The sequence below is a fragment of the Neptuniibacter sp. QD72_48 genome (genome assembly GCF_047778065.1).
Classification (GTDB): domain Bacteria; phylum Pseudomonadota; class Gammaproteobacteria; order Pseudomonadales; family Balneatricaceae; genus Neptuniibacter.
This window is the reverse complement of the sequence record NZ_CP180547.1, coordinates 3,511,560-3,524,214: the sequence shown is the minus strand read 5'-3', so window position 1 is coordinate 3,524,214 and position 12,655 is coordinate 3,511,560. Positions and strand designations below refer to the sequence as shown.

At 43.8% G+C, this 12,655-nt stretch carries 13 protein-coding genes; 11 read left to right on the top strand and 2 right to left on the bottom strand.

Annotation, left to right across the window (positions count from 1 at the left end):
• Positions 1 to 64: 64 nt before the first annotated feature.
• The 8 genes from ACMXYX_RS16130 to thiO are packed head-to-tail and all read left to right on the top strand — an operon-like array spanning position 65 to position 8,259.
• Positions 65 to 628, top strand: a complete 564-nt coding sequence (locus ACMXYX_RS16130; RefSeq protein ID WP_415897100.1) for a GspH/FimT family pseudopilin — start codon at positions 65 to 67, stop codon at positions 626 to 628.
• Entirely contained in the window at positions 613 to 1,116 is a 504-nt protein-coding gene (gene pilV, locus ACMXYX_RS16125; RefSeq protein ID WP_415897099.1) for a type IV pilus modification protein PilV, read from the top strand. Before ACMXYX_RS16130 ends, pilV begins: the two co-directional genes overlap by 16 nt.
• Positions 1,113 to 2,168 carry a PilW family protein gene (locus ACMXYX_RS16120; RefSeq protein WP_415897098.1) on the top strand — a complete coding sequence of 352 codons (1,056 nt, stop codon included), beginning with the start codon at positions 1,113 to 1,115 and terminating at the stop codon, positions 2,166 to 2,168. The genes pilV and ACMXYX_RS16120 overlap by 4 nt, the downstream gene beginning before the upstream one ends.
• Entirely contained in the window at positions 2,165 to 2,674 is a 510-nt protein-coding gene (locus ACMXYX_RS16115) for a PilX N-terminal domain-containing pilus assembly protein (protein WP_415897097.1), read from the top strand. The genes ACMXYX_RS16120 and ACMXYX_RS16115 overlap by 4 nt, the downstream gene beginning before the upstream one ends.
• Before the next feature lie 10 nt (positions 2,675 to 2,684).
• Positions 2,685 to 6,116 carry a pilus assembly protein gene (locus ACMXYX_RS16110; RefSeq protein WP_415906288.1) on the top strand — a complete coding sequence of 1,144 codons (3,432 nt, stop codon included), beginning with the start codon at positions 2,685 to 2,687 and terminating at the stop codon, positions 6,114 to 6,116.
• A gap of 11 nt (positions 6,117 to 6,127) precedes the next feature.
• A complete protein-coding gene (locus tag ACMXYX_RS16105) occupies positions 6,128 to 6,541 on the top strand; it encodes a type IV pilin protein (protein WP_415897095.1) in 414 nt (137 codons plus the stop codon).
• Between the two features lie 51 nt (positions 6,542 to 6,592).
• Positions 6,593 to 7,144 carry a GspH/FimT family protein gene (locus ACMXYX_RS16100; protein ID WP_415897094.1) on the top strand — a complete coding sequence of 184 codons (552 nt, stop codon included), beginning with the start codon at positions 6,593 to 6,595 and terminating at the stop codon, positions 7,142 to 7,144.
• A gap of 29 nt (positions 7,145 to 7,173) precedes the next feature.
• Entirely contained in the window at positions 7,174 to 8,259 is a 1,086-nt protein-coding gene (gene thiO, locus ACMXYX_RS16095) for a glycine oxidase ThiO (protein WP_415906287.1), read from the top strand.
• A gap of 53 nt (positions 8,260 to 8,312) precedes the next feature.
• Here thiO and nadE read toward each other — a convergent pair whose 3' ends face one another.
• Both nadE and ACMXYX_RS16085 read right to left on the bottom strand, forming a co-directional pair.
• Positions 8,313 to 9,146 carry an ammonia-dependent NAD(+) synthetase gene (gene nadE, locus ACMXYX_RS16090; RefSeq protein WP_415906286.1) on the bottom strand — a complete coding sequence of 278 codons (834 nt, stop codon included), beginning with the start codon at positions 9,144 to 9,146 and terminating at the stop codon, positions 8,313 to 8,315.
• 78 nt (positions 9,147 to 9,224) lie between these two features.
• Positions 9,225 to 10,163: an outer membrane protein assembly factor BamD gene (locus tag ACMXYX_RS16085; protein ID WP_415906285.1), complete on the bottom strand. Its 939-nt coding sequence runs from the start codon at positions 10,161 to 10,163 to the stop codon at positions 9,225 to 9,227.
• Positions 10,164 to 10,313: 150 nt separating this feature from the next.
• Between ACMXYX_RS16085 and rluD the strand changes: the two genes are divergently transcribed.
• Genes rluD through ACMXYX_RS16070 form a run of 3 tightly spaced genes read left to right on the top strand, consistent with a single transcriptional unit; the run spans position 10,314 to position 12,649 of the window.
• Positions 10,314 to 11,285 (top strand): 23S rRNA pseudouridine(1911/1915/1917) synthase RluD, encoded by a 972-nt coding sequence (gene rluD, locus ACMXYX_RS16080; protein ID WP_415906284.1) that lies wholly within the window; start codon positions 10,314 to 10,316, stop codon positions 11,283 to 11,285.
• 4 nt (positions 11,286 to 11,289) lie between these two features.
• On the top strand, positions 11,290 to 12,021 hold the full coding sequence (gene pgeF, locus ACMXYX_RS16075) for a peptidoglycan editing factor PgeF (protein WP_415882674.1): 732 nt from the start codon (positions 11,290 to 11,292) through the stop codon (positions 12,019 to 12,021).
• 1 nt (position 12,022) lies between these two features.
• Positions 12,023 to 12,649, top strand: a complete 627-nt coding sequence (locus ACMXYX_RS16070; RefSeq protein WP_415882673.1) for a M15 family metallopeptidase — start codon at positions 12,023 to 12,025, stop codon at positions 12,647 to 12,649.
• Positions 12,650 to 12,655 lie beyond the last annotated feature (6 nt).

Below are 12,655 nucleotides of genomic sequence, written 5' to 3'. Positions count from 1 at the left end.
TGGCGTATGTTCCCTTAAACGACTAATCTTAAATTATAAGAACTTTATTTATTGGATGTCGTACATGTTGTTTAGGGAAAAAGGTTTCACTCTTATAGAGCTGATGATCACAATCGCGCTCCTCGCTATTCTTTTGTTTATAGCGGTGCCTAATTTTTCTGGCTTTGTTGCTTCTAGTCGCTTGGTTGCAGCTAAGGAAATGCTTATTTCTACAATATCCTTTGCGCGTTCTGAGGCAATTAAACGAGGGGGGGCTATTACCGTCTGTCGTCGGAGCGCAAATGCCGATACTTGTGTTGGTAATGGTGTGGGAGCTGTTGATGAAGATTGGTCCGATGGTTGGCTCGTTTTTCAAGACGAAAATGATAATGATCAAGTTGATGCTAATGAACTGATTAAGGTTTATACGGATATAGCGGATTCAACAACAATTATTTTCTCTCGAGATGATCAATTTGAGTATTCTGGATTAGGTCTACTTAATACGGCATCAGCAGATGATGAATCATTTACTATTACTGATAGTGGTGATGCCGATGACGGTTCAGTGATTTTCTTAAGGCCGACGGGCAGGGTAAGAATGTGTCAAGAATGGCAAGCGAGTACGGCAGCATGCGCAGACAATTAGGCTTTAATTTGATTGAGGTGATGATTGCTTTAGTGATCATCTCTGTGGGTTTGCTTGGGTTGGCGGGCCTCCAAGTGTCATCTTTGAAACAGAATCAGAGTGCTTACTATCGTAGTCAAGCAACGCTGTTTGCTTATGACATAGCGGATCGTATGCGAGCAAATATGGATGAAGTTAATGCAGGTAGTTATTTTGTTGCCAGTGGGGCAGAAGATACCAGCTGTATTAACTACACCGGTTCAGCATCGGGGTGTGATTCAGGTGACATGGCTTCACATGATATTTGGGAGTGGCAAGGTGCGCTAGCTGCAGAGCTTCCTTCTGGAGAAGGTTTGGTTTGTCGCAGTGATTTGGCGGATGACGATATAGGTGATCCCGACTGCGAAGCTCCAAATTCGGATAATCCCGTTGTTGTTTATGTTTGGTGGAACGATGATAAAAGTGCATCGGGTGCCACAGCTCAATTTAGTGTGAGTGTAGAGTTATGATGGATACCTTCAATAATCGGCCTCAACAAGGTTTTTCTTTGGTTGAACTTCTTGTTTCTATCGTTATTGGGTTATTACTTGTTGTTGGTGTTTTACAAGCTTTTGTCAGTAGTAAAGAAACCTACACAATGCAATCAGGTTTAGCAAAGCTTCAAGAGAATGGTCGTTTTGCTATGTCCTTTTTGACGCGAGACTTGAGACAAGCCGGATACTCTGGATGTTCAAGGAATACCGATATTGTTAATACCTTAAGGGATGCCAGTGGAGCTTTGCCAAGCTATTTAGACTTTAGCTCCTCCATCGGGGGGCAAGATAATACATCAGGGCTTGTATTGGACGGTAGAACTGCTTTAACGGGTACAGATGTAGTGGAGGTCCGGTTTGCCGATACTGGAGGAGGGTGTGACCTTGAAATTGGCAAGCACAACGTTAACTCGGCTACCTTAAAGTGCCAAGTTAATCATAACTTTCAACAGGGAGATATTTTAGCTGTTACTGATTGCCAAACCACAGCTATTTTCCAACAGTCCAACGTCAATAATAACGGTACCATATCTACAATTGTTCATAATACAGGCAATGGTACTGATATTGGCAATTGCACCAATTTTTTAGGTTCTCCGGTTAGTTGTCCCTCAGGAACTAAATATGCCTTTAACACTGGCTCTGTTTTGCGAATGAATTTTTATCGGTACTTTGTTGCAAATAATGATTTTGGGGAGCCAGCTCTTTACCGTCAAAGAATCGAAAATAATGCAGGGGTTACTGAGACAACGGTCAGAGAGCTTGTTGAGGGTGTCGAAAATATGCAGGTTTTATATGGTGAAGACACTGATGGAGATGGAGCCGTTGACTACTATGTCCCTTTTGATGAGGTGGCTGATGATGACGATGTTATTGGTATTCGTGTCAGTCTATTAATTCGTTCAAGTGAGAATTCTATCGTCAGGGATGGACAGACAGTAGCCTATAACGATAGCAATACCCCCTTCGATGATGGCCGTTTACGTAAAGTCTTTACTACAACCATCGCTTTGAGGAATCGGTTATGACTAAAGGTTTAATATTAAGGCAAAGAGGTACGACCTTAATTATCACGATGGTTTTCCTGCTAGTTATTAGCATCATTGGTTTGGCAGGAATGGATGTGACAGGTTTAGAAGAACGCATGGCGGGGAATATGCGTGATCGGAATATGGCGTTTCAATCTGCGGAAGCGGCCCTTCTAGAAGGTGAAAATTACTTAGAATCCTTAGTTATCTTACCTGCCTTCGATGATTCTGATGGGCATTATGCCTTGCGAACAGATGGAGAAAAGAACTGGGATTTTATTGATTGGTCGTCCTCTAGTGCTGTAAGAAGCTATACAGGCAATGGTTTTTCCGAACTGGCCGCGCCTTCTGCATATATTCTTGAGGATTTAGCTGCAGCGTCGTCCAGTGATAGTCTTGAAGTGGGTGTGCCGGTTGATAAAAAGCGGTTTTATAGAGTGACATCACGTGCTGTAGGCCTGACAGGATCGTCAGAAGTAATGTTACAGACAGTATACAAACGCTAGGAGGCAAATAATGAAACTTTTTAAATCAAAACACCTTTTTCATCTGTTGCTTCCTTCAGCGCTCATTTTTCCTGCGGTCGGTAATGCTGATATTGCCCAAAGCCCCTTATTTGTAAACACGGCAATCCAGCCTAATATATTCTTTTTGGTGGATGATTCAGGCAGCATGAACTGGGAGGTTCTGAAATCAGAAGGTGCTGTGGTTGCTTATCCAGGTGCTCCTAATAGTGGATACATCGACATTAATCCAGATCCTGATGAGCAGCTGCAGATATTGGCAGCATGTGCAGGAACAAATGTACTGTACTACGATCCAAATGAAACTTATGTGCCTTGGGTCGGAAAGGATAAAGATGGCAATGATTATGCAGATCAGAGTATCGCGGCGGCTAGAGATGATCCCTATGAGCCAGCTATTATAACTGACTTAACGAACGCTGATGGTGATGGGCATTTAGCTGGATATGCCATATGGAATGATGCCAATAACGATGGTGTATTTGACTTTGGTGAATGTCCAGATCCGAGCGAGCCGGGTTTTGACTACGATACCCAGTTTGTAACGGTAGCAGAAATGACGGCTACCGAGCAGACCAATTTTGCCAATTGGTACAGTTATTATCGTAAGCGCGAATATGTAATGAAGGCTGCCATGCTTGGGGTTGTAGATGGCTCTACTGCAAGGTTGGGTGTTGGAGCATTACATAATAATGGCACATTTAGTGGTTTTCCTATAGTTGATGTAACCACGGGAACAAATCGGGAAGATTTGGCAGATGAAATATCACAGATTGCTTCATCATCGGTCACGCCGTTAAGGATAAGGTTAGAAGATGTAGGAAAATACTATGAAGGGGTCTCTGATACTTCTTTGTTTGGCTCTTTTGAGCCTAGCCCAATCTTAAGTGCGGCATTGGGTGGTTCCTGTCAACAAAATTTTGCGGTTGTATTGTCTGATGGGTATTGGAATGAAGATGACCCAAGTGTTGGTAATGCTGATAGCGGTGATACCGATGATGGCGATTTGAATGATACAGACTTTGATGGCGGTAGTTATGCCGACCAGAACGATGGTCAATCGAATACACTTGCTGATGTTGCTATGCATTATTATGAGCGAGATCTTAATACAACTCTAGATAATGAAGTGCCAACGTCGCCTTTAGATGGCAATAATCAACAGCATATGGTGACCTATACAGTGGCGTTTGGTGTAAACGGCACTTTAACGGATAACCCTAATGCATCGGATACCTCATTTAATTGGCCTAATGTTACCTCAAATACAATCACGACCGTAGATGATATGAGGCATGCAGCTTGGAACGGGCGAGGTGACTTCTTGTCTGCGGGTTCTCCAGCAGCTTTAATTCAGGCTTTTTCTAATGCAGCTGCGACCATTGCGAGTCGAACTTCTTCAGCTTCTTCTGTCGCTACCAATTCCACTCGGTTGGAATCTAATTCTAAAATTTATCAAGCACGATTTACGAGTGGTACGTGGAGCGGTGATCTGCTTGCTTATAGTTTAGATGGTGTGACTGGTGCTGTTGATAGCTTGGTTTGGCAAGCGGCCGAAAAAATTCCCGCCGAAGATAGCCGAACTATTTACACCTATAACGAAGATAATGCTGTTGGTTCACGCGGTGTGGCTTTTGAACATGTTAATTTAAGTGCAGATCATCAAGCGTTACTTACTTCTTCACAGGTAAACTATTTACGTGGAGACCAGTCGAATGAAGGGGCGCTATACCGATCTAGAACAGCTGTGCTGGGGGATATAGTTAATTCTGATCCTTTGTTTTCAGGGCAAGATGATTTTAATTACTATTTACTTGAAACGGTTTCAGGGTTTGCCACTTACGATGATTACTTAGTTGGAACGTCGGAAAATTGGCTAAAAGGTAACCGAGCGGACATGATTTATGTAGGTGCTAATGACGGTATGCTGCATGGATTATTAGGTAGTGGTAATACTGCTGATAGTTGCTCACTAGGGTCGAAAGCCTGTGAAGGAGAAGAGGTTTTCGCCTATGTACCGAAAGCTGTTTACAATAATTTGTCTGATTTAACTTCTACCAGTTATAGCCATAAATACTATGTTGATAATTCTCCTGTACATGGTGATGCCTATATTGATTGGGGTGGAGCGCAGGGTGAAGATTGGGGGACAGCCTTAGTAGGTACGCTAGGTGCAGGCGGTAAAGGTATTTTTGCATTAAATATTTCTGATCCACTTAATTTTAGTGGAACGCATGTGCTTTGGGATTTTGATGATGGGGACCTGAGTGATTTAGGTTATACATTTGCAAAACCGACGATAGCTAAGCTGGAAAATGGAGAATGGGCTGTTATTTTTGGTAATGGCTATCATAGCGTTAACCATGAGCCTGTTCTTTATATCCGAAGTCTTGAAGATGGTAGTGAAATAGCAACATTCAATACGGGTATTGACCACCGAGGTACAGCAAGTAGTACAAACGGTTTGTCCACCCCGATTGTTGTAGATACGGATGGTGATCGTTTAGGCGACACGATTTATGCTGGTGATTTACAGGGGAATATGTGGAAATTTGATGTTTCCGCTTCTAATGACGGTTCATGGGATTTTGCATACAAAGACGGTAATGGAAATAATGCGAATCCTTTACCATTATTTACTGCTTGTACAGCGGACCCTTGTACTACTACCAATCGGCAGCCTATTAGCTCTAAACCTCAAGTTGTTAGTGCTGAAAGTGGCGGACTTATAGTGTTGTTTGGTACTGGAAAGTATTTTGAGACAGGGGACAATATAGATACATCTCAAATTCAGACCTTTTATGGCATCAATGATGCTGGAGCAGTAGTTCCGGGTAGGGATGAACTGCAAGTGCAAACAATTACTCATGAGTTCGATGCAGAGGACCTTGGATTCATCAATGACGTACGTGTGACGACGAATACTGATACTGATTATACTGTTAAAGAAGGGTGGTATTTAGATCTATATTTCGACGGTAATCCTGGTACAACGCTCGACAATACTCACAACCACCCCGGTGAGAGGGTGGTTGCTGACCCTCTTGTAAGGAACGGGCGAGTTATTTTCCCAACTCTTATTCCTGAAACTGATCCTTGCTCTTTTGGTGGTTCAGGTTTTTTGATGGAGATAGATGCACAGACTGGATCGCGTTTGGAAATATCACCGTTTGATAATAACGCTGATGGCTTAATTAATGATGCTGACTGGGTTGATATTGATATTGATGGTGACGGAAACGTAGATGCAAGAGTTCCTACATCGGGTTATAAATCCAATGTGGGTATAATTAAAACTCCAGGCGTTATCTCTACCGGTCCTAATGAATTGAAATATACTTCAGGTTCTTCTGGGGATATTGAAGTTAAATTAGAGTCCTCGGATGGTAAAGGTGGGCGTCAGTCATGGATTCAGCTTAAGTAAGGTAAGATAGAATGAAGAAGAACGAAGGCTTTTCACTTATAGAGCTTATGATTGCGGTAGCAATTTTAGGGATTATTGTTTCTATAGCTTACCCCTCGTATCTATCTTACTTACGTGATTCTCGCCGTGCTGATGCTGAAGGTGTTTTAATTGAGATGTCACAATGGATGGAGCGACAGTATACGGTGAATGGTCGATATGATGATGGTGCGGGAAATGCACCTAATTTGCCTATAGATAAATCACCTAGGGATGGGGATGCAACATTCTATGAGATTGATGTTACAGCTATTGATGATGATTCCTTTACCCTGACTGCGACTGCTATCGGAAGTCAAACAGAAGAAGAGTGTGGGAATTTAACGTTAACGCAAACAGGTGCTAGAGGTTCATCTGGACCAGGAACTAGATGTTGGGATGATTAGACTTCTAAGTTAATTAGATAGCACCACCTACAAAGGACTGTGGGGGTAAAAATGAACAAGGATTGTTCTCGTAAATTTCGAGGGCACGCATCTTTGCGTGCCTTTTCTTTTGGCTTTTCATTGATTGAGTTGCTTTTGGCGCTCGGGTTACTAATCATTTTAACTACGGTAGCTATTCCTGGGCTAAGTTCCTTTTTACATAAGAGTGAACTCATAGCAGAGCAACAGAAGATTCAAAGTTTACTTGCATATACGCGTATGGCCGCGGTGACTCAGGGTGAGCATGTTGTTATCTGTAGGTGGGATGGTCAAGGAGGTTGTACAGGTAAAGCAAAGCGTTCAACTCAAATATGGAGCATGGGAGCTTTGGTTTTTGTGGACCTTGACCAAGATACAGAACTGGACTTACCTGAAGAGAAAGTGCTTAAAATTTTCAACTTTTCGGACACTAATCAAGTATCTTGGAATCAAGGAGAAACGTTGGTTTATGAAGGTGATGGCTCAGTGTATGGTTTGTCTAATGGAACATTTACGATAAGTAATAGCTCTGATGTTTACACATTGGTTATTTCTAGAACGGGTAGAGTTCGTAGAACATTATAAGTTTTAAGGGTAGTTAAAAAGGCGGAGAAATGTCTGATTTCTTAATTATTGGCGGAGGTGTTATCGGTATGATGTTGGCGAGAGAGCTTGCTCAAGCCAATGCCGATGTCACGTTGTTAGATCGCCAAATGTGTGCACAAGAATCTTCTTGGGCGGGTGGTGGAATTGTATCGCCCCTATATCCTTGGCGTTACCCTGATGCAGTAACTGAGCTTGCGACATGGTCACAAAGTAGTTATGTCCATCTGGCGCAAGATCTTTTGGATGAAACCAGCTTTGATCCTGAGCTACGCCAAAAGGGGATGTTGATGGTGTCTGTGGAAGATCAGCAGGATGCTTTAGATTGGGCGCAGAAATATCATCGTCCTCTCCGTAAAGTGGATGCCGACTTTCTTTATCAGAAGGAGCCTAATCTTTGTTCTGGTTTGGAGGAGGGCTTATGGATGCCAGAGGTGTGCAGTATCCGTAACCCACGTTTAGGCCGTTCTCTACGTGAAAGCTTAGTGCTAAATTCACGAGTGAGGCTGTTAGAGAACCAAGAAGTAAAAGGTTTTGAGCTTGATGGTAATCAAGTTGTTGGTGTTAAAACTGCAGGCTCTAAGCTTTGTGCGGATAAAGTAATTATCGCTGCAGGCGCATGGAGTGCAGAGTTGTTATCTATGTTAGATAGAGAGCTACCTGTAGAGCCGGTGCACGGACAAATGATGTTGTTTAAAGCTAAGCCGGGTTTGGTAAATCGTGTCATTTTAAAGGGCGGACGTTATGTGATACCGCGTAATGATGGTCGAGTGCTGGTGGGCAGCACAATGGAACGTATAGGTTTTACTAAACGCACGACAGAGGATGCTGCAAAATCCTTACATGCTACTGCGTTGGATATTATTCCTGCATTAGCTGATTATGAAGTAGAACATCATTGGTCAGGCTTAAGGCCGGGTTCGCCAGAAGGTATCCCTTTTATCGGAGAGGTTACTGGTTTGGATAATGTGTTTATCAACGCTGGCCAGTTTAGAAATGGCTTAGTGCTGGCACCGGCATCTACTCGATTACTTGCCGATATGTTGCTGGGTCGAGATACAATCATCTCTGCTGAGCCATACAGAATGGATCGATAAACAAAATAAAGCCTGCGAAACAGTAACATTGTTTGCAGGCTTTATAGCGATGGTCAGTCGTATATGGTTGGAATCGGCTTACGTTTATGTTGTGTGCGATTGTAGATCTCGATAATGCGTTGCTCTACTTCCACTTCAATGCTCTTACCTTCTAAGAAATCATCAATTTGATCGTAGCTTAGGCCTAGTGCTTGCTCATCAGCTTTTTGAGGTTCCAAGCACTCAAGATCTGCAGTAGGTGTTTTATCTACAAGTAGTGTGGGTGCACCTAAAGCTTGAGCTAGTTGGCGAACTTGGCGTTTGCTCAGGCCAAATAGCGGCGCAAGGTCACAAGCACCGTCCCCCCACTTGGTATAGAAGCCGGTGATGTTTTCCGCTGAGTGGTCGGTACCAATAACTAAACCGCCGACAATGCCAGCGACTTCGTACTGAGCGATCATTCGTGCACGTGCTTTTACGTTGCCTTTAGCGAAATCAACAGCGCCGTCTGAAGCTTGATTGAGTTGATCTTTGGCTAGAGACGCAGTGACTTCTGAGTGAATACCTTCGACGCCAGGCTTTACATTAACCGCGATGGATTGCGATGGCTGGATAAATTGAAGTGCTAGTTGCGCATCTTCTTCATCTTTCTGTACGCCGTAAGGCAAGCGCATAGCAATAAATTGATAGCTGCTATCGCCGCTTTCTCCGTTTAGTTCATTGACTGCTAATTGCGCGAGTCGGCCACAGGTGGATGAGTCCACGCCGCCGCTAATTCCGAGAACAAGGCTTTTAAGGCCAGAAGCTTTCAGCGTGTTTTTAATAAAGCTTACTCGGCGGGTAATTTCCTGAGCAGGGTCGATTTCAGGTAGTACCTGCATCTCTTTGATAATCGCTTCTGCCTGCATATATTGTCTCTCTTATTTCTCTTTAAGGTTCCCTAAGAAGTAAAAAGGCACCTTGAGGTGCCTTTATGTTTTTCTTAGTTATTTCTTCTGTTCTTCATCTTCTTCATCAAATACACCGAAAGTGATGGTGCTGAATAGAGAACGGTCGGGTTTCGGAGTTTCAGTGCTATCGCTCATACGAATAGGAGTAGCTACTGGAACCTCCTTGGCGTCGCTAAATAGATCAAACGTCGCAGCATCAAATAGGGTTTTTTCACCTTTATAAATAGGTGTGTATTGGTAATTCGGGAAATTCTTTGCCAATACGGCTTGCGTGTCTGCCGCTAGGTCTTGCTGACCTAAGTGGGTGTAAGCTTCGACCATGACTGCTAGTGCGTCAGGCACTGCAGGTGTTTCTTGCATATTTTCAATTACATAACGACCACGGTTAGCAGCGGCAACAAAAGCTTCACGTTGGATATAGTAACGGCCTACATGTACTTCGTATGCAGCAAGGCGGTTTTTAAGATAAACCATGCGTTTTTGTGCATCAGGCGCGTATTGGCTATCAGGATAGCGACTTACTAAAGTAGAGAAGCTTTCAAAAGATTCTAAGGCGGCACCTGGATCACGCTTAGTCTCATCGATTGGTAGGTATTGGGTAATCCAAGAGATATCCTGCTCAAACGCGGTCAAACCTTTTAGGTAATAAGCGTAATCAATGTTGTCGTGATTCGGGTGTAAGCGGATGAAGCGATCGGCTGCAGCGCGCGCTGCTTCTGGCTCATAGTTTTTAAAGTAAGCGTATATAAGTTCTAATTGTGCTTGCTCAGAGAATCGTCCAAATGGGTAACGGGCTTCCAAAAGCTGAAATTTCTCAATAGCTACATCATAGCTTTCGTCATCCAATGCAGTGATTGCTTCTTGGTATAACTGTTGTTCAGGAACATCTGGATATTCAGGAATATCTTCGAACCATGAACAGGCAGCTGTCATTAGACAGAATAAAGCAACAATAAGACTCTTGGTAATACGCATCTTTATATTAATCCCGGTGTAGTCTCTTGCCCGAACGGTTATACTGGGCAGAAAGAGGCTATATGCAATTCAACGGCCTATTTAACCATAACTGATAGGGCCTGTTAACAGACCCAGACATATCAATTTAGAAAGTTCTGACAGGTTCGAATGTCTGATCAAATACATTTAGAAGCACGCATTGAAGATGATCTAGTCGGTAAACGATTGGATCAGGCGGTAGCGCAGCTATTTCCCGATTATTCCCGCTCACGTTTACAGGGCTGGATTAAAGATGGTTCAGTTAAAGTTGATGGTGAGGTAAAACGTCCCCGAGATAAATTATTGGGGGGGGAAACCATTGTTATCGATACTCAGCTGGAGATGATCGAAGATCATAAGCCACAGGATATACCGCTGGATATTGTTTACGAAGATGATCATATCTTGGTAATTAATAAACCGGCGGGGTTAGTTGTGCACCCTGCTGTAGGCCATCGTGATGGTACCTTGCTAAACGCACTGCTGTTCCACTGCCCTGATATAGCACAAGTGCCACGCGCAGGTATTGTTCATCGTCTTGATATGGATACTACTGGCTTGATGGTTGTGGCAAAGACCATTGCGGCTCAAACAGAACTGGTTGATCAGTTGCAAGAGCGTTCGATGGGGCGCGAGTATGAAGCTGTAGTTCACGGTGTAATGACCGGTGGTGGTACAGTTGATGAGCCGATGGGGCGTCATGCTAAAAACCGTCAAAAGATGGCCGTTGTTGGTGTAGGCAAAGAAGCGACTACGCACTATCGTGTATTAAAGAAAATGCGTGCCCATACCCATATCCGATTGAAGCTTGAAACGGGCCGTACCCATCAAATTCGTGTGCACATGTCGCATATTAACTATCCTCTCGTAGGTGATCAGCTTTATGGTGGCCGTTTCCGTCTACCTAAAGGTTGTAGCGATGAGATGATTGAAGGCCTTCGCGACTTTAAACGCCAGGCTCTTCATGCCAAAAAGCTGGAGCTCTGGCATCCAGAGACGGGCGAATTAGTTTCTTGGGAAGTTGATCTGCCTGACGACTTTGAACATCTTTTATCGTTGCTTCAAGCCGACTTAGATGCTCATGCAGATGAGATGGTGTAATTAAATGCAATTTATTCTCCCAGATTGGAATGCGCCTCAAGGGGTTAAGGCGTGTACCACTACACGTATCGATGGTGTGAGCCATGGTGTTTATCAAGGCTTAAATCTGGGGGATCACGTTAAAGATGATCCTGAACACGTCAAACAAAATCGGCAAGCTGTGATTGATGAACTGAGCTTATCGCGTAACCCTCAATGGCTATCGCAAGTTCACGGAATTGATCTGATCGAAGCTAAAGATGATGGTGTTTGTTGTGAAGCAGACGGTTGCTGGAGCCAAGAAACGGGCCAGGCATGCGTTGTGATGACGGCTGATTGTCTTCCAGTATTGTTTGCTGATGGTAATGGTAAACGTGTTGCTGCAGTTCATGCAGGCTGGCGAGGGCTGCTTGATGGTATTTTGGAGCAAGCTGTCGTGGGCTTTGATGAGCCAGAAAATCTACATGTTTGGCTAGGCCCGGCTATAGGCCCAGAGGCATTCGAAGTAGGGGAAGAGGTGCGAGATCAATTTGTCGCGGTTCGGGCGCAGGCTGGTCAAGCTTTTACCCCTGTTGTTGGTTCACCAGACAAGTATCTAGCAGACATCTATCAGTTAGCTCGCCAAAGGCTAAATGCGGTAGGTGTAAGTTTTGTCTCTGGCGGCGAGTATTGCACCTATACTGATGCAGAGCGGTTTTATTCCTATCGTCGAGATGGTGTAACAGGCCGAATGGCAAGTCTGATCTGGATTGAATAACGTGGATTTAATTACTACCAAGCCCGAACTCTTTGTTGATCTTCTAGAGATCGACTCCAGCATCGTTATCGATCTTAAATATTTTACCGGCGATAACTTTGTTGGTGAGTCAATTTGCGGTTATCTGAGCGAGACTTGCCTGTTAACAAAACCTGCAGCAATGGCATTGCAAAGGGTTCAGCATTCATTGGCTGAATTTGGTCTGGGGTTAAAAGTATTTGATGCCTACCGACCTCAGCGTTCGGTTGATCAGTTTATTGCTTGGTGTGACCAAGATGGTGCTAACCATACACAGAAACGATTCTTCCCTACATTGCAGCGCCCGGAACTGTTTAGCAAAGGATATCTTATTCGGCATTCCAGCCACACTCGGGGAAGTACGGTTGATCTGACATTGATCGATTTAGATTCCAGGGTAGAACTGGATATGGGGACAGAATTTGATTTCTTTGGTCCTGAATCTTGGTTTGATTCAAACGCGGTATCTGCGCAGGCGCGTGCGAATCGAATGTTACTGCAGCGCGTAATGGTTCAGCATGGCTTTGTGCCTTTCCATCAGGAGTGGTGGCACTTTACCTTGCAGGATGAGCCATATCCGAATCAGTATTTTGATTTCGAAATAAGCTGATTCGAC

What these genes read in the sequence shown, in the direction of transcription:
- nadE (WP_415906286.1), bottom strand. Translation starts at nt 9,146, where the DNA reads ATGCAGGCAGAAGCGATTATCAAAGAGATGCAGGTACTACCTGAAATC.
- ACMXYX_RS16120 (WP_415897098.1), top strand. Translation starts at nt 1,113, where the DNA reads ATGATGGATACCTTCAATAATCGGCCTCAACAAGGTTTTTCTTTGGTT.
- thiO (WP_415906287.1), top strand. Translation starts at nt 7,174, where the DNA reads ATGTCTGATTTCTTAATTATTGGCGGAGGTGTTATCGGTATGATGTTG.
- pgeF (WP_415882674.1), top strand. Translation starts at nt 11,290, where the DNA reads ATGCAATTTATTCTCCCAGATTGGAATGCGCCTCAAGGGGTTAAGGCG.
- ACMXYX_RS16130 (WP_415897100.1), top strand. Translation starts at nt 65, where the DNA reads ATGTTGTTTAGGGAAAAAGGTTTCACTCTTATAGAGCTGATGATCACA.
- ACMXYX_RS16105 (WP_415897095.1), top strand. Translation starts at nt 6,128, where the DNA reads ATGAAGAAGAACGAAGGCTTTTCACTTATAGAGCTTATGATTGCGGTA.
- pilV (WP_415897099.1), top strand. Translation starts at nt 613, where the DNA reads ATGCGCAGACAATTAGGCTTTAATTTGATTGAGGTGATGATTGCTTTA.
- ACMXYX_RS16100 (WP_415897094.1), top strand. Translation starts at nt 6,593, where the DNA reads ATGAACAAGGATTGTTCTCGTAAATTTCGAGGGCACGCATCTTTGCGT.
- ACMXYX_RS16085 (WP_415906285.1), bottom strand. Translation starts at nt 10,163, where the DNA reads ATGCGTATTACCAAGAGTCTTATTGTTGCTTTATTCTGTCTAATGACA.
- ACMXYX_RS16115 (WP_415897097.1), top strand. Translation starts at nt 2,165, where the DNA reads ATGACTAAAGGTTTAATATTAAGGCAAAGAGGTACGACCTTAATTATC.
- rluD (WP_415906284.1), top strand. Translation starts at nt 10,314, where the DNA reads ATGTCTGATCAAATACATTTAGAAGCACGCATTGAAGATGATCTAGTC.
- ACMXYX_RS16110 (WP_415906288.1), top strand. Translation starts at nt 2,685, where the DNA reads ATGAAACTTTTTAAATCAAAACACCTTTTTCATCTGTTGCTTCCTTCA.